The sequence below is a fragment of the Corynebacterium sp. HMSC08A12 genome (assembly GCF_001807485.1).
In the GTDB taxonomy this organism is placed as follows: Bacteria; Actinomycetota; Actinomycetes; order Mycobacteriales; family Mycobacteriaceae; genus Corynebacterium; species Corynebacterium evansiae.
Window position 1 is genome coordinate 34,484 of sequence record NZ_KV789190.1, and the last position, 15,302, is coordinate 49,785.

Annotated in this window: 14 protein-coding genes; 4 read left to right on the top strand and 10 right to left on the bottom strand. The window is 63.4% G+C overall.

Going from position 1 to position 15,302, the window contains the following annotated elements; translation table 11 throughout:
• Positions 1 to 6: 6 nt before the first annotated feature.
• The gene (locus HMPREF3166_RS08955) at positions 7 to 795 is read right to left on the bottom strand and encodes a sortase family protein (RefSeq protein ID WP_070488858.1); all 789 of its coding nucleotides are present in this window, start codon (positions 793 to 795) and stop codon (positions 7 to 9) included.
• Between the two features lie 43 nt (positions 796 to 838).
• Here HMPREF3166_RS08955 and HMPREF3166_RS08960 point away from each other — a divergent pair, with 43 nt between their 5' ends.
• A complete protein-coding gene (locus HMPREF3166_RS08960) occupies positions 839 to 2,143 on the top strand; it encodes an MFS transporter (protein ID WP_070488861.1) in 1,305 nt (434 codons plus the stop codon).
• Here HMPREF3166_RS08960 and HMPREF3166_RS08965 read toward each other — a convergent pair.
• From HMPREF3166_RS08965 to HMPREF3166_RS08985, 5 genes are all read right to left on the bottom strand, one after another.
• Complete coding sequence (locus tag HMPREF3166_RS08965; protein WP_070488863.1) at positions 2,140 to 3,453, bottom strand: DUF2029 domain-containing protein; 1,314 nt, start codon at positions 3,451 to 3,453, stop codon at positions 2,140 to 2,142. The genes HMPREF3166_RS08960 and HMPREF3166_RS08965 overlap by 4 nt on opposite strands.
• Positions 3,454 to 3,468: 15 nt before the next feature.
• Positions 3,469 to 4,032 (bottom strand): SRPBCC family protein, encoded by a 564-nt coding sequence (locus HMPREF3166_RS08970; protein WP_070488866.1) that lies wholly within the window; start codon positions 4,030 to 4,032, stop codon positions 3,469 to 3,471.
• An 88-nt stretch (positions 4,033 to 4,120) separates the two neighbouring features.
• Positions 4,121 to 4,396: a biotin synthase auxiliary protein BsaP gene (locus tag HMPREF3166_RS08975; protein ID WP_049050395.1), complete on the bottom strand. Its 276-nt coding sequence runs from the start codon at positions 4,394 to 4,396 to the stop codon at positions 4,121 to 4,123.
• A gap of 19 nt (positions 4,397 to 4,415) precedes the next feature.
• Positions 4,416 to 5,516 carry a biotin synthase BioB gene (gene bioB / locus HMPREF3166_RS08980; RefSeq protein WP_083293859.1) on the bottom strand — a complete coding sequence of 367 codons (1,101 nt, stop codon included), beginning with the start codon at positions 5,514 to 5,516 and terminating at the stop codon, positions 4,416 to 4,418.
• Positions 5,517 to 6,127: 611 nt separating this feature from the next.
• Positions 6,128 to 6,604 carry a cupin domain-containing protein gene (locus HMPREF3166_RS08985; RefSeq protein WP_070488869.1) on the bottom strand — a complete coding sequence of 159 codons (477 nt, stop codon included), beginning with the start codon at positions 6,602 to 6,604 and terminating at the stop codon, positions 6,128 to 6,130.
• Between the two features lie 131 nt (positions 6,605 to 6,735).
• Here HMPREF3166_RS08985 and HMPREF3166_RS08990 point away from each other — a divergent pair, with 131 nt between their 5' ends.
• From HMPREF3166_RS08990 to HMPREF3166_RS09000, 3 genes are all read left to right on the top strand, one after another.
• Positions 6,736 to 7,545: a fructosamine kinase family protein gene (locus HMPREF3166_RS08990; RefSeq protein ID WP_070488871.1), complete on the top strand. Its 810-nt coding sequence runs from the start codon at positions 6,736 to 6,738 to the stop codon at positions 7,543 to 7,545.
• Positions 7,546 to 7,719: 174 nt separating this feature from the next.
• The gene (locus HMPREF3166_RS08995; RefSeq protein WP_070488874.1) at positions 7,720 to 8,940 is read left to right on the top strand and encodes a YkvI family membrane protein; all 1,221 of its coding nucleotides are present in this window, start codon (positions 7,720 to 7,722) and stop codon (positions 8,938 to 8,940) included.
• 33 nt (positions 8,941 to 8,973) lie between these two features.
• Complete coding sequence (locus tag HMPREF3166_RS09000) at positions 8,974 to 9,585, top strand: DUF421 domain-containing protein (RefSeq protein ID WP_049050391.1); 612 nt, start codon at positions 8,974 to 8,976, stop codon at positions 9,583 to 9,585.
• 22 nt (positions 9,586 to 9,607) lie between these two features.
• On the opposite strand, the gene HMPREF3166_RS09005 is transcribed toward HMPREF3166_RS09000, so the two are convergent.
• From HMPREF3166_RS09005 to HMPREF3166_RS09020, 4 genes are all read right to left on the bottom strand, one after another.
• Positions 9,608 to 11,740: a YhgE/Pip domain-containing protein gene (locus HMPREF3166_RS09005; protein ID WP_070488876.1), complete on the bottom strand. Its 2,133-nt coding sequence runs from the start codon at positions 11,738 to 11,740 to the stop codon at positions 9,608 to 9,610.
• Complete coding sequence (locus HMPREF3166_RS09010) at positions 11,740 to 12,564, bottom strand: ATP-binding cassette domain-containing protein (RefSeq protein ID WP_070488879.1); 825 nt, start codon at positions 12,562 to 12,564, stop codon at positions 11,740 to 11,742. The genes HMPREF3166_RS09005 and HMPREF3166_RS09010 overlap by 1 nt, the downstream gene beginning before the upstream one ends.
• A 194-nt stretch (positions 12,565 to 12,758) precedes the next feature.
• Positions 12,759 to 13,406 (bottom strand): VIT1/CCC1 transporter family protein, encoded by a 648-nt coding sequence (locus HMPREF3166_RS09015; RefSeq protein WP_070488882.1) that lies wholly within the window; start codon positions 13,404 to 13,406, stop codon positions 12,759 to 12,761.
• Between the two features lie 175 nt (positions 13,407 to 13,581).
• On the bottom strand, positions 13,582 to 15,108 hold the full coding sequence (locus HMPREF3166_RS09020; RefSeq protein WP_210383937.1) for an MFS transporter: 1,527 nt from the start codon (positions 15,106 to 15,108) through the stop codon (positions 13,582 to 13,584).
• Positions 15,109 to 15,302: the final 194 nt, after the last annotated feature.

Sequence of the window (15,302 nt, forward strand, 5' to 3'; positions counted from 1 at the left end):
AGCGGGCTAAACCAGCTCGCCTTCGACGATGACGTTGTAGCCGAGGTCGTTGCTGCCGGAGACCGAGCAGGCGATCAGCACGATCCGCCCCGGACGCTTGTCGTCCATAATGTCCGGGTCCACGATGGCCTCGTTCTTATCCACCAGCCAGCTGCGAGTGACCTTCCAGGTCCGCTGGTGGTTCGCGCCGTCGCGCATCTTGATTCGCGCGCCGTTCAAGACATCGGAGGAGTAGCGCTTCACAGGCTTGCCATCCGTGCCGTTCACGTTCTTCGGCGGAGCATTCAGGTTCACATCCGCCGTCACCGCCTCGCTCAAGGGGTTAAACACCAGCGGTGCCGCACCCCACGCATGCCCCAGGATGTACATCGTGCCCTTCTCCGCATCCTTCGGCGATACACCCCAGCCATCGACCCAGCGCACCATGGTGTTCTGCGGACCCGCCGGGTTCAGCGGCAGGGCGTAGGGCATTGAGTCGAACGTTGCACCCTGCACCGGGGCGGGGCCGTCCATGTTGAAAGACCCGGTTCCCTCGACCGGCCCCGGAACCACCGAGGGATCATCCTCGTCCTCCCGCTTGCCGTCCTTCTTTGGCTTCTTCTCGCTGGGCTTCGCCGAATCCGAGGTATCGGAGCTGGACGAGCCCTCGCTGGAGTTGGTGGTATTGGAGGCCGAGGGGGCGTCCTCACCAGAAAAACCCAGAACGGCCCAGATCACCAGCGCGATAACTACCAGCAGGGCCACAACGGCGGCCAGAACGCGGCGGCGATTAGTGAAGGGGCGGGTAAAACTCATGGTGAATAAGTCTATCCATAACCCACGGAGTAGCGTGAGGTGAGTGACTGCTAAGGATAAAGACAAACTCAGCGCTCGCGCGCTCATCGTGTGGGGAGCCGGGGTGCTGTGCTACACCCTGGCGGTAACGGGGCGCACGTCCTTTGGAGTGGCCAGCGTGGATGCCATCGATCGCTTCCACATTAACGCCGCGCAGCTGGCGGTCTTTACCGCGTTACAGCTGGCCGTGTACGCCTTCGCACAGATCCCGGTGGGCTTGCTGGTGGACCGCTTCGGCCCGCGCAAGCTGATGGTTGCCGGCGCCTTTGTCATGGCGGTGGGGCAGGTCACGCTGGCCTTCACCACGAGTTACCCGGTGGCGATCTTCGCCCGCATGCTGATCGGTGCGGGTGATGCGACGGCCTTCCTGTCCGTGATGCGCCTGATCCCCGCGTGGATTCCGCTGCGCCACGCACCGCTGCTCGGCCAGCTGACGGGCGCGGTGGGGCAGTTTGGCCAGTTCCTGTCCGCCGTGCCTTTCTTGAGCCTGTTGCACGCGACCAGCTGGCAGACCGGCTTCGTGAGCCTCGGCGCGGTTGGCGCACTGCTGGCGCTGGCCGCGGGAGTGCTGGTGAAGGACTCGCCGGAGCCGGAGGCCGAGGAAGCCGCGGCACGAGCCAATACCACCGAGTCTGAGAAGACCACCACCGCCGCCAAGCCCGCCGAGCGCCTGGGCGTCAAGAAGATCCTGGCCAACGTGCTGACCAACCGCGTCTGCTGGCACGGCTTCTTCATCCACTGGACGGGCCTGGGTGCATTGGTGGTGTTCACCCTGCTGTGGGGTCTGCCCATCATGACCCTCGGACTGGGCCTGCCCGCCGACCAGGCCGGCCTGGCGCTCTCGCTGGGCACGCTGGCCTCCGTGGCGGTCGGCCCGATCGTCGGCCTGCTGTCCGCCCGCTTCTACAACCGCCGCATGCAGATCGTCATGATCTTCTCCATCACCGGCTGGCTGGGCTGGCTGTGGTTCTTCACCTCCGCGCCGACGGGCGTGCTGTGGGCGGCGTGCCTGATGAACATCGTCATGGGCTTCACCGGCCCCGTCGCGAACTTGGGCTTCGACTCCGTGCGCGAGAAGGTGGACCGCCGCTTCGTCGCCACCGGCACCGGCTTGGCGAACATGGGCGGCTGGGTTGCGGGCATGATCGGCGCCCAGGCCGTCGGCGTGCTGCTGAACCTGCGCGCCCCGGACGGTAACTACGGCTGGTCGGACTTCGGCGTGGCCTGGATCGCGGTGGCCACCGTGTGGGCCTGCGGTTTCTGCGGAATGTGGCTCACGCGCGATCGCAACGTGCGCCGTTATTCTTAGGCTTTTTCCTTTAAAGGTTCTTTCTTTATGACGCCCCCAGCCTCCCGCTTCTTCGCGGCCTGCGACTTTAACCCGGCGTGGATGGTGGCCTTTAGCGCCAGGTAGGTGATGTACACCATCAGGATGTTCCGGGCGGTGAGTACGAGGGCTGCGAACCAGTGGGGGCCTTCAAACAGCAGGTTGTAGGTGAAGGGGAACACTGCCGTGGTCAGGGCTGCGACAAGCACGCTGAGCCACGAGAGTTTGCGCAGCGCGTCGGCCTCGCTACTCGTTCCAGCTTGCGCGGAGGCGCCGGGGTTGTCCGGCTGCTTTGCCAACAGGACTGCCAACACCGGGCCGAACCACACGACGTACTGCGGGGAGAACACCTTGTTGGAGACGATCAGCAGCAGCACCATAGTCAGGAAGAACAGGGCGGTACTGCGGGGAGACCAGGCGTCACCAAGAAAGTGCCACAGAGCCCAGCCCAGGCCGAACAACATTGTGCACGCCATCAACACGCTGCTGGCCGTGACCAGTTGATCCACGCCCGGGCCGAAGATCTCGAAACTCTTCGACGGGGCCTTATCGATGTGCCAATGGCCGGGGAAGAACGCAGCCGCGACGATCAGGGGAGTGGCGAGGATCGACTCGATCTGCAGGCCACGGACGTCCTGGTAAGTCAGCGGGGAGACCAGGCGATCCCAGCCGGAGGTCAGCGCCGTGATCGTGCCGACGACCACGAGGGTGCCGCCGAATGTGGCCAGGCGAACCCAGGTGGCGGAGCGATTCCATTTATCCACCAGCCCGGCGGCCAGCGCGGCGGGCCACAGCTTCGACATGGCCGCGAACCCCAGCAGTGCGGAGGCGAGCTTCGGGTGGGTGAACAGTGCGGCTGCGGTGGCGGCGACCAGCAGGCCGGGGATGAGATCCAGGCGAGAGTAGGCGATAGGCCCCGCGGCGGCGGTGAAGGCGGTCCAGAACAGTGCGGCGCGGTGGCTGCGATTCAGCAGGTAGAAGAAGAATGCCGTGCTGAGGGCAATGAGGAACCCAGAGAACAGGGTGAGGAAAACATAGGCGTGGTCTCCGCTCAGCTGGATGATCGCGCGGACGGGCCACAGGCCGGCATCCGGATACTCGGATAGCGGCAGCGCGCCATGGCTGGGATGCGTGGGCTTGCCCAAGGAATTACGGAAGTAATACATCGGGTCGCCCTTGGCGAAGGGCCAGAAGATCAGGATTCCAACGATAACCGCATTCGCCGCTACCCAGGCTGCGATGATTCTAGAACGGGGCCAAGTGGCGGTAGTTACGTTGGTCTGATCACTCACGAGAGTGAACTGTACCTAAAAATTTTCAGCTTCCCTAGCAAGCGCACGGATGGTCTGCTGGATTCCTTCCTGCAGGCTAGCCTCGAACTTTTCCTCCCCGCCGAGGACGACCGCGACCAGCACACGGGAGATCAGGGAGGTCTTGCCACCGGGAGCCAGGCGCTTCTCCGTGAGGACAGTCTGGGAGCCGTCGGGGGTGGGGGTGAGCTCGAAGCGCCAGCGCGTGCCGTTCAGGGGGATCTTGAACTCGAAGACCTTCTCCGGCTCGACTTCGGTGACGACCGCCCAGGTGGGCCACCAGAGGATGCCCTGGCGGTTGAAGTTGATGGTGACGGTGCCCGGAGCTGGGGCCGCGCCCGCGGAACCGCTCGCGTCCGCGCCGGCTGCGTTCGCGCCTGCGCTGGCGCTGGCGCCAACGTTGCCCGTGCCAGCTGCGCTGCTCTTGCGACGTGGCAGCAGGATCATCTTCTTGCACTGCGGGCTGCGCTGACCCATCGCAGACAGGTCTGTAACCCGCTGCCAGACCTTGCTGGCGGGTGCGTTGACGGTGGTGCTGGCGGAAATCTCCGGAGCTGCCATGGTTGTGGTGCCTTTCGTCGGTGGAACGTCAAGATGGAGGAAGTTTTGTCGCCGCAACTAGCGGTGGTTCCACACTACGTCCTGCAAGCTACGCATCCACCACAATCGAAGAATCCACATCGCCATGCCGGGAGCACTCCGCCGTCCAGCCCATCGGATTCACCTGCACCTTCATGCGGCGCCCGCACAGCGGGCAGAAACGCGGCGGCTCCAAACCCGCCAGCGCCCCGCGGCTCGCCTGCGCAAGTGCCCCACGGCCGACGCGCAAGGTTTCGTTTGAAGCGTCGAGTGGTTGGCCCGTATGGGCGTCATATAAAGGGGTACCGCCCAAGACGAACAGGGCGGTGAGTTCGCTTAAAGGCATCGAGGAAGTCACGGTGCGCCTACAGGGTTGCGTTCAGCGCCTTGATCGGCAGCTGCAGCTTGCCGAGCATATCCACGTCGCGCTCGGCGGGGCGGCCCAGCGTGGTCAGGTAGTTGCCCACAATGACGGCGTTGATGCCGCCCAACAGGCCCTTCTCCGCGCCCAGGTCGCCCAAAGTCAGCTCGCGGCCGCCTGCGAAACGCAGCAGCTGGCGGGGGAGAGCCAGGCGGAACGCGCCGATGGTGCGCAGAGCATCGTTGACCGGCATGGGCTCGAGGTCCGCGAACGGAGTGCCTGGGCGGGGGTCGAAGAAGTTCAGCGGAACCTCCGTGGGGTCGAGGTTCTGTAGGTCGATGGCGAACTCCGCGCGCTGCTCGACAGTCTCGCCCATGCCGACGATGCCACCGCAGCAGACCTCCATGCCCGCGTCGCGGACCATCTCCAGGGTGGAGGTGCGCTCCTCCCAGGTGTGGGTGGTGACAACCTCCGGGAAGTAGCTCTTGCAGGTCTCCAGGTTGTGGTTGTAGCGGTGCACGCCGAGCTCCTTCAGGCGATCGACCTGCTCCTGGGTGAGGATGCCGATGGATGCGGCGATGTTGATGTCGACCTCCGCCTGGATGGCGGCGATGGCCTTGGCCATCTGGTTCATCAGGTCCTCGTCCGGGCCCTTCACGGCGGCGACGATGCAGAACTCCGTGGCGCCGGTCTTGGCGGTTTGCTTCGCGGCCTCGATCAGCTGGGCGATGTCCAGCTGGATGGAGCGGACCGGGGACTCGAAAAGGCCCGACTGGGCGCAGAAGTGGCAGTCCTCGGGGCAGCCGCCGGTTTGCAGGGAGATAATGCCCTCCATCTCCACGGCATCGCCGCACCACTTCAGGCGGACCTGGTGGGCCAGGTCCAGTAGCTCGTCCAGGTGCTCGTCGCCGAGCTGCAGGACCTGGAGGGTTTCCTCGTAGTTCAGGGGCTCGCCGTTTTCCAGGACCTTCGTGCGGGCGAGGTTTAGGATTTCTGGGGTTTCGGTGGTTCCTGGGGTGCCTGCGGTTGCTGGGGTGCTTGCGGTGTCTGCGGTGCCTGCGTTTTCGCCGGTTTCGGTGGCTGGCTTCGTTTCAGCGGTAGTCATCGTCGGTCTCCTCAAAGCTGTCGTGAAACTTCTCGTGCGAGTTCTTGTGCGAGTTCTAGGGTGATTATGTGGGCGTACCACCCTTGAACGCTGTTTAGTTTCACATGCTAACGTACCGCGATCGCGAGGTATGGCATACCGGGGGTTGGGCGTGTAGTCCGGGGGTATGGGCGCGTGGTGTCAGGGGGTGATGTCCCAAATCTTCCACTCTGTTTTTATAACTAATGTATTTGCGCAGGTCAAACGATTTTGGGAACTGGGCTGCAAATGTGCTTTTTGCCGAAAGTGGAAGATTTGGGACATTGGCGTTGTAGCCCGCTCGCAACTGTGGAGTCTGTGGGGCATAAGGGGCGCATGTAGCGTGAGTGGCGTGGGCGGTTCCGGCGCTGTGGAGGTTATGCGGTGGATGTCGCGCGGTGAATGCCGCCAATTGCAGTTCGCACGGTGCATGCCGCCAGGTGCAGGGCGCACGGCGGAAGCTACGCGGTACATGGGGCACGGTAGGCACAGGCAAAAGAAAAGTGGCACCTCATAAAGAGGTGCCACTGTCGCCAGCTAACCCAGCCGCTGTGCCAGCCAGCTCAGGCCAGCTCAAGCCGGCTCAACCAGCTCTAGGCGTGTTCGTCGGCCTGCTGCTTCGGAGGCTGAACGGTCCACTCCGGCGGAACGTCCTTGCCGGACTCCTCGTCCTGCTCCGCCTGCTCGGCCGTCTCCTGGACGATGCCCTTAGCGTGGTGGCTCGGCGCGTAGACCGCGTACACCTGCATTGGCTCGTCACCGGTGTTGATGATGTCGTGCCACACACCAGCCGGAACCTGCACAGCCCAGCCGTCGGAAACTTCCTGCTGGATGGTCATGTTGTCCTTGTCCGGGCCCATGATGCACTTGCCCACACCTGCGTCCAGGCGCAGGAACTGGTCGGTATCGTGGTGCACCTCCAGGCCGATGGAATCGCCGGGGGCGATGGACATGAGGGTCACCTGCAGGTACTTGCCCGTCCAAGCGGTGGTGCGGTAGTTGGTGTTCTCTCGGGTGGCAGTTTCAATGTCAAAGACATTGGCCTCTGGTCCGTTGTCTACGATCCTCATTATGCTCCTTCCGGTTCGATGACCTTCAACTCCCAGTGTAGGCCGATTTTCCTGGGCTTTCAGGCGCCCGCCAGCCTGCCGCCACAGCAACGCTGCCGCGCCGAAGCCGTAACGCTGTAACACTGGGAGGCATGGCTATTTCTGACATTTATTGGAAGAACAACCCTGGTCGCCCCGGCGCTTGGGAGGTCGCGGGCCTGCGCTGGCTCGCCGAAGCCCCGGGAGGCGCACCGGTTGTCGCCGTTCACGAGCACGATTCTCGTGGGTTGGGGATTGATCGGGTAGAGCCGATGACGCCCACACGCGCCATGGCCGAGGATTTCGGCCGAATGCTGGCGGCCACGCATGCCGCGGGGGCGCCCCACTTCGGGTTCTCGCCGACGGGGGAGTCCGGATTCCAAGGCCCCAACGACAACCTCTTGAAGCTGCCCCTGAAAACCTCCGAAAGCTGGGGAGAGTTCTACGCGGACGTATGCTTGTCTCCGCTGGTTGCGCGTGTATTCGGTGGCGCCACAGCAGCGGACATTCCCGCCGAGGTTACCCGGCTGCTGGAGGCCTTGCGCGCCGGGCAGCTGGACGATGGCACACCTCCGGCTCGCATCCACGGTGATCTGTGGGCGGGGAATGTGTTGTGGGGGAAGGTGGCGTCAAGAAATAGAGCGTCAAGAAATAAAGAAGGAGCAATCCTCATCGACCCGAGCGCGCATGGCGGCCATCCGCGCGCGGACCTGGCGGCGCTGCGGCTCTTCGGCGCGCCGCACCTGAGCAGCATCGAGGGCGCGTATTTCGAGGCCAGCCCGCACGTGGATGGCTGGGGGACAGGTGCGCAGAGCGTGAACCTGCACCAGCAGCACCTGTTGTGGCTGCATGCGGCGGTGTTCGGCGGCGGTTATGTCGGGGAGGCTATCGCGGGCGCGGGGCGTGTGGTGCGCGAGTTGTGAGGCGTTGCTAGCTGAAGTGCTGTAGGGGATCCGACGGAGTACAGTCATAGTTCGGACAAAATCGCATAATTTGCTTTTCTAATTTCTGTTTCTGCATCCTAAGCAGATTCCGAGTTTTTAGTGACGTTTTAGTGAAGGAGTTTCTTCAGCGTGAAGAGAACATTCTCTATCGCCATGGCCTTCGTCGGGCTGACCGTCGGCGCGGGCTTCGCCACCGGCCAAGAAGTCATCCAATACTTCATTTCCTTCGGTCTCAACGGCATCTGGGGCGCGGTGCTGGCCGGCATCGTCATGACCCTCGCCGGTAGCGTGATCCTGCAGGTCGGCAGCTACTTCCTGGCCGACGAGCACCGCATGGTGTTCCGCAACGTCGCGCACCCCATCGTCTCGCGGTTCTTGGATGTCTCCGTGACGATTACCCTGTTTGCCGTCGGTTTCGTGATGCTCGCCGGCGCGGGCTCCAACCTGGAGCAACAGTTCGGCCTGCCCGCCTGGGCGGGCGCGCTGCTAATGACGGGCGTGGTGCTGGCCGCCGGAATGCTGGACGTGGAGAAGGTCAGCCAGGTCATCGGCGCGCTGACCCCGCTGATCATCATCGCGGTGATTTTCGCCTTCGTGTACACGATGATCAACATGCCCTCCGACACGTCGCACCTGAACGAGATCGCGATGGCGGAGGAGTCGCCCGTTTCCCCGTGGTTCGTCTCCGCCCTGAACTACAACGGCCTGGCGCTGCTGCTGGGTGTGTCCATGTCCCTGGTGATCGGCGGTAACTACGCCTCCCCGAAGGAGGCCGGCATGGGTGGCCTGATGGGTGGCGTGCTGTACACCGTAATGCTGATCATCGCGGCGATCACCCTGTACCTGAACGTCGAGACCGTCCAGGGCAGCGACGTGCCGATGCTCGCGATGATGGACGACATCAGTCCGGTGCTGGGCGTGATCATGGCGATCATCATCTTCTTCATGATCTTCAACACCGCGATCGGCATGTTCTACGCGCTGGGTAAGCGCCTGACCGCCAGCACCGACAAGTCCTTCCGCCCGGTGTTTATCGTGGTGACGCTGATTGGCTACGGCATCAGCTTCGTGGGCTTCGATACCCTCATGACCTACGTCTACCCGGTGATCGGCTACATCGGCCTGGTGATGATCGTCGTGATGATCGTCTGGTGGGTTCGCTCCCGCGCCCGCATTTTTGCGGAGTCCAAACGCCGCGACCGCATCCACGAGCTCGCGCACGCCCGCGAGCACGACGATGAGGAGTACACCGACGAGGATCGCCAGGAGCTGCGCAAGCTGGTCGGCGAGTCCAACATCGAGGACAAGGAGCTGCACGAGACCATCACCGACGAGGTGAAGAGCGAGATCCCAGACGAGGAACTCGAAAAGTAGCGTGCCCTCTACCTGGGCGTACAATGAGTATCCATGTTTGGCGGGATGCATGAATCACTCACGACGGTTGCGATAAGCGCGGCGGATTTCACCCCGCCGCAGGGGTGGGGGCCGGTGCTGAAGGAACAGCTCGGCATTGATCTGTGGCGCATCCCGGTGGTCATGGTCGCCGCCGTCGGTATCTACTTGACGTTCCTGGTGGCGGTGCGGCTGTTCGGGCAGCGCATCCTCAGCCCGCTGGGCGGCTTCGATGCCGTCGTTATTTTCATGTTCGGTGCTGTCGCGGGCCGTACTGTTCTGGGCCACCCGCCGTCATTGGCCGCGGGCGTGATCGGCCTGCTCACCCTCATGGGCATGGAGGCTCTCTTCGGCGCCGTGCAGGACGTCGTGGCCTTGCGCCGCACTATCAACCCGCCCCCGACGGTGCTGATCGCCCACGGCGAGGTGCTGGAGGAGACTCTGCAGCGCAACCACATCACCGAGACCGCTATCGCCACGGCCGCGCGCAAGGCGGGTGTGCGCGACTTTAGCGAGGTCGCGTGCATGATTCTGGAATCCAACGGGTCGATCTCTACCCTGCGCGCGGGGCAGAAGATCGACCCGGATTTGTTGCTGGGTGTCGAGGGCGCCGACAAGGTTTTGTGACGCCCCCTCGTCCCACCGAACCTTAAGCGTTCAGCACCGGGTGCAGTCGCTTCATGGTCCACGTTTGCTGGCTGCGAGCCGATAGCGTGGTGACCAGGAAGCAGCCGAGGCCGACGAGGAACAGCACTCCCACTGCGATCGGCAGGCGTTCGTCGTAGAAGCCGTAGATCAGCTGCCTGAAGCCGTTGACTGTGTACGTCATTGGGTCGAACGGATGCAGGAATTGGAAGAATTTGTTTTGTGTCTCGACGGGATAGAGGCCTCCCGAGGCGACGATCATCAACATGAGCACCGCTAGGGCTGCCACGCGGCCTGGTCCAGGCCCCATGAACGCGATGAACATTTGGTTCATCAGCATCCATACCAGTGCCACGAGGGCAGCGAAGAGGAACAGTCCCGGCAGGTTATCGACTTCCATGCCCACGCCCCAGACGGTCACGCCGACCACGACAGCTGCCTGGCCAATGGCGAGTAGGCCGGTCGGCAGGAAGCCGGAGAGCGCCGCACGCCAGGAGTGCACACCAGAGTTGACGGTTCGAGCCTGCAGCGGCTTGATCATCACGTAGACCATGATGCCGCCGATGAACAGCGCCATGCTGAAGAAGAACGGTGCCATGCCGGCGCCGAAGGTGTGGTTGCCGGAATCGTTATCGCTCTTCAGATCCACCGGTCCACCGATGGTGGAGGCGGTGGCCAGGCGCTGGCCCTCGTTCCAATTCGGAACCTGCTTGGAGCCATCGGAGAGCTTGGTGTGCAGCTCGGAGGCGCCGTCGTCCAGCTTGGCGGTGCCGTCCTTGGCCTTGCCGGTGCCTTCGACGAGCTTATCCGCACCGTCCTTGAGCTTGGTGTTGCCGTCGTCCAGCTTGATCACGCCGTCCTTCAGCTTGCCCGCGCCGTCGGAGGCTTCGCCCATCTTTTCGTTGAGCGTTTGCGCACCGTCGTTGAGCTCGTTTACGCCGTCCTGCAGTTGCTTGAACTGTCCGGGCAGGCCCTTCAGCTCGGTCACGCCGTTGCGCAGTGGCGCGTTCGGGTCGTTGAGCTGGTAGGACAGCTGTGCGCTGCCGTCGGCCAGGCGCTTCAAGTCCGATGCGTTCTGCGACTTCGGGCCGAGGCCCTGCGTTTCCAGGGCGAAGGCGACCTTGTCCAGCTCGTCGGCTGCGGTGATGGCGGCGGGCACGCCGGTGCCGCGCAGGTCGCGGGAGAGTCCACGCAGGTTAGCCGCGTGGTCGCCCTGGGCCTTGGTCACGCCACCGAGTTGGGTGTTGAGCTTCTGCACTCCGTCGTTGACCTGGCTTGCTCCGTCGCCGAGTTTATTGACGCCATCTTCCAGCTCGTTGAGCTTTCCGGCCTTGCCGTTGATCTTGTCGGCCGCAGCGTTCACCTTCGTGGCGAGCTCGTCAGTACCGTCGGCTAGTTTGCCCGAGCCGTCGTGGAGCTTGACGAGTCCGTCGTCCAGATCGGTTGCGCCCTTGCGCAGCTTGCCGGAGCCATCCTTGGCGGTGGCCAGGCCGTCGGCGAGTTTGTTGGCGCCGTCGTCCAATTGGATAGACCCGTCCTTCAGTTCAGCGGTGCCGTCGGCGAGCTTGCCGGCGCCGATGGCGGCCTTTTGCATGCCGGAGCCGGCGTCCACGATGCCGACGAGGACCTTGTCCACGGCCTCGGCACTGATCTTGTCGCCCACCACGCTGATGACCTCACGCATGACGTTCTGGCCGATCATGGTCGATAGGAAACCGTTGGCGTCGTTGTAAGTGCTGATGAGGTTGGCCTTCTCCGGGTTATCGGAGGTGGGGGAGGCCACGGCTTCGGAGAAATTCTCCGGCAACTCGAGGGAGAAGTAATACCGACCGGATTCCACGCCCTTGCGGGCATCTTCGGCATCCGTTTCGATCCAGCTGATCTGGTCGTTGTCCCTTAGTCCCTGAATCACCTCGTCGCCGGCGCGCAGTTCCTCGCCCTCAACGTTGGTTCCCTTGTCACTGTTAACCAGTGCGACGGGCAGGCTGTTCAGGTTCCCGAAGGGGTTCCAGAATGCCCAGAGATATAGGGCGGAGTACAGCAGCGGCATAAGCACAAGGATGACGAGTGCGGCTCGGGTGAGCCGGTTGCGCTTGAAACTGCGGATTTCGCTGTTGAGTTTGAAACCGGCGAGCATTAACGGTTCTCCTTCTGCTCTGTGGTGTTGGTGTGGTCTTCGGGGATGTCCAGGTCGTCGAGCTCTGGGTCGTCCAGTGCAGGGTCGTATTGGTCTGCTTCGGCTTCGGCCGGGTCAGGGTATTCGCGCAGTCCCGTATGAATCGGGTGCGCGTGGCCAGCGTTGGCGTCAATTTCAATAACCTTGTGTGGCGCCACAGGGCCGACAATGGGGTTCGACGAGTTAACGACCACAGGAATGTCCCGCGAAAGGCGCTCGAGCACCTGCAATAGAATCGCACGGTCGTCGTTCTCGTGCACCTGCTCGATGTCGTCCATGATCAGCAGCTCGACGGGCTTGTTGTCGGCGGGCGACAGGGCCAAGCTGATGCGCAGCATGATCTTGTCCAGGTTGTCCAGCTGGGAGATGTAGGCATCCAGCGGGGGCAGGTCGCGGTCGCCGTAGACGTAGTTGCAGAAGCGCTCCAGGTCCTCTTGGGTGGCCTTGCGCATCGGCATGAACCACGGCTTCGACCAGGACATAGACTCGGTGAGCACGTCCTGGACCGTGACGGAACGCTCCAGCAGGTCGATCTGCTCCACGCCCGCGATGGCTACGCGGGAGCGGATCGGCTTTGGCTTGGATTCGCCGAGCACGCTTAGCGAGCCGCCGGTGGGCTTCATTCGGCCAGAAAGAACCAGAGCCAGGGCCGTGCGGCCGGAGCCACCCTTGCCAAGCAGGTTGGTTAGACCCTGGTTGGGGATAGCGAAAGAAAGAGGGCCGAACACTCGGCCCTCGTCACCTTTTAGCTCGAGATCCTGGGCTTCTACTGCTAGGGAAGACATGGCTTTACCTAATTTCTGTGAGGAGGGAAGCTCGGTCTATTTCAACAGACACCCTGGACATCTTTGTAGATTTTGACGATTTCGTCAATTTCCTTCGCGGCGCGGTGCAGTGGCGTTGTGAAATAGCGCTACAGCCCCCGAATCTACAAGGAATCTTGCAGGGAAGCTGCAGCGCTATTGGGGAAGGGGGTGGGCTATATCGCCGCCCCGAATACGGAGCCGACGGCGAAGGTGACCGCCAGGGCCGCCATGCCGCCGATAACGATGCGCAGCACCGCGCGGGTCTTCGGTACATTACTGAGGTGAGCCGACAGGGCGCCAGTGAGCGCCAGGGCTACGAAGGTCACGCCGAAGATTACGGCGACGGGGGCGAACAGGGCAGCGGCAAACGGCAGTGCGGCACCCAAGATGAAGGATATGAAGGATGCGATGCCCGCCGACCACGGGTTCACCAGTTGGCTCATGCCCATGGCGCGCTCGGAATCGCGCTGTGAGGAGACGGAAACGTACTCGCCGAGTGCCATGGATACGGCGCCGCCGATGACGGCGGCCAGGCCGGACATCGCGATGGTCTGCGGGTTGCTGGTCGCGCCGGCCACGCCGACGAGGACCGCGGCGGTGGAGGCGATGCCGTCGTTGGCGCCGAGGACAGCCGCGCGGAGGCGGTTGAGGCTCTCGCCGTGGTTGTCATCGACGTCGGCGTGCTCAGCTGGGGCAGCGAGCTCGAGGTGTTCGGCTGGAACGGTCGGCGTGTGTTCGGCCTGGGTGGCTGGCGGAACCTCTGCGTGTGCGGTCACTTCAGCCGTCGGGATGGTGATAACCCCGCGTTCGCATGTAGCCACGGCAGTGCAGCTGCCGTCGTAGTAGCGATCGCAGGGGCAAGATACTGAAGTGCTCATGACTCAAGTATCGCCGGGTTTGAAACCTTCCGCAAGCATTGAAAGGCTACCTTTACGCAGGTCAGGATGCCTTTCATTAGGTGAGGCTGGGGTTGGGGAGGCGTGGTGGCGTCAGTAACTAACGGGCGGATCGGCGGGCGCGCAGGCGATTGTCATAAAGAGCGATGACGAGGGCGACGGCCATGAGCGAACCGATGGTGCCGAAGCCGATGGCGGTGCCGAGAGTCCAGTTGATGGCGCGCGAGCTGGCGAAGACGATCGCGGTGATCAGCGCGAGCCCCATGGCAGTACCGATGCGTTGTGCAGTCTGCAAGACCGCGCCAGAGCTGCCCGCGTAGTTGAGGGGCACGTCCGCGAGCGTGAGAGTTTGGTTCGGGCCGATAACCGCGCCTTGGCCGGTGCCGACGAGGAAGAGGGTGAGGACCATCCACCACTCCGAAAGGCCCGTAACGTGGTGCAGCACAAGGGCGAGGATGGTCAGCACAATGCCGGTCAGCGCCACAGTGATGCCGTCGATGACGACGCGACGGCCCCGGTCGGCAACTCGCTTGCCGGCCCAGTTAGCGGCGAAAGAGCTGCTGATCGCGGCAGGAATGCCAACGCTACCGGCGACGAGCGCGCTGTAACCCAGGCCGTTTTGGAAGTACAGGGCCACGAGCACCCAAATGCTGGTTATGCCCATGAAGTACACTCCTGCCAGCATGGTGCCCAGGCGGAAGCTGGGGAAGCGGAAGATCTGCATGTCCACCATCGGGTCGAAGGGCTTGGACTTTTTCACATGGCGCTCCCACGCCAACCATCCGGCCAGAAGGGCGACGGCGACGGGGAGCAGCAGAAAGGTGCGCGCGCTGCCGGAGGATTCCACGAACGGGAAGAGGAAGGCTAGGACGGCCAAGCCCAGTAGTAGGGAGCCGAAGGGGTCGAGGCTGCGCACTGCGCGGATGACGCCCACGTTACGGCCGGTGACGGGATCCTTAACCCGGCCCATCAGCGGGCGCGGGAACCACAGGAGTGCGAGGACGAAGGCCAGCAGGCCGAAGGGAACGTTGACCAGGAAAGTCCAGCGCCAGCCGTGCTCCGGGCCACCGAGGCGGATGAGGAAGCCACCCAGGGTGGGGCCGATGGCCACGGCCACGCCCACGACGGTGCCGAACCAGCCGAAGGCCCGGCCGCGCTCCTTGCCGCGGAAGAACTGCTGGATCATGCCCACAGCCTGCGGGTTGAGCATGCCCGCGCCCACGCCTTGAATGAAGCGGGTGACATTCAAGGCTTCCGCGGTGGGAGCAAAGCCAGCGGTGATGGCCGACAGAGTGTAGACCGTCAGGCCGAGGAGGTACATCCCGCCCCGGCCGAGCAGGTCGCCGGCACGTCCCGCGGCAACGAGAACCACGCCGAACGTCAGCGTGTAGCCGGAGAGCACCCACTGGATGTCCGATTCGGTGGCGCCCAGCCCCTGCTGGATGGAGGGCAGGGCGACGTTGATGATGGACACGCTGATGAGCGACATGAAGATCGTCGTGAGGATGACGCCCAGAACTTTCCAGCGGCGCGGATCCTCACCCGGGGGATAGGTGCCGGGGGACTGGATCGTGGCTTCCGTCGCGCCGGGGCGGGGGTTTGCGGCCTGTGTGCTCTTGTCAGCCACGGTGGTGCGTGCCCTCCTTCGGATCGCCTGTGTGTAGGTCTGCGCGCTGGCGCGCGACTCCTTCTAGAGAAGCATACCGTTACTAAGGGTGACCTTATTTTAGGGGGCGATTCCGAGGATTAGAGCGTCAGTTGGCGAGTGCGACCTTCACACAGCACATCGCCGCTAGAGCGGCCAAGTTCGGCCTCTGATGA

What these genes read in the sequence shown, in the direction of transcription:
- HMPREF3166_RS09005 (WP_070488876.1), bottom strand. Translation starts at nt 11,740, where the DNA reads ATGCTCGCCGGTTTCAAACTCAACAGCGAAATCCGCAGTTTCAAGCGC.
- HMPREF3166_RS08990 (WP_070488871.1), top strand. Translation starts at nt 6,736, where the DNA reads ATGGCTATTTCTGACATTTATTGGAAGAACAACCCTGGTCGCCCCGGC.
- HMPREF3166_RS08955 (WP_070488858.1), bottom strand. Translation starts at nt 795, where the DNA reads ATGAGTTTTACCCGCCCCTTCACTAATCGCCGCCGCGTTCTGGCCGCC.
- HMPREF3166_RS08970 (WP_070488866.1), bottom strand. Translation starts at nt 4,032, where the DNA reads ATGGCAGCTCCGGAGATTTCCGCCAGCACCACCGTCAACGCACCCGCC.
- HMPREF3166_RS08975 (WP_049050395.1), bottom strand. Translation starts at nt 4,396, where the DNA reads ATGCCTTTAAGCGAACTCACCGCCCTGTTCGTCTTGGGCGGTACCCCT.
- HMPREF3166_RS08985 (WP_070488869.1), bottom strand. Translation starts at nt 6,604, where the DNA reads ATGAGGATCGTAGACAACGGACCAGAGGCCAATGTCTTTGACATTGAA.
- bioB (WP_083293859.1), bottom strand. Translation starts at nt 5,516, where the DNA reads ATGACTACCGCTGAAACGAAGCCAGCCACCGAAACCGGCGAAAACGCA.
- HMPREF3166_RS08995 (WP_070488874.1), top strand. Translation starts at nt 7,720, where the DNA reads ATGGCCTTCGTCGGGCTGACCGTCGGCGCGGGCTTCGCCACCGGCCAA.
- HMPREF3166_RS09000 (WP_049050391.1), top strand. Translation starts at nt 8,974, where the DNA reads ATGTTTGGCGGGATGCATGAATCACTCACGACGGTTGCGATAAGCGCG.
- HMPREF3166_RS09010 (WP_070488879.1), bottom strand. Translation starts at nt 12,564, where the DNA reads ATGTCTTCCCTAGCAGTAGAAGCCCAGGATCTCGAGCTAAAAGGTGAC.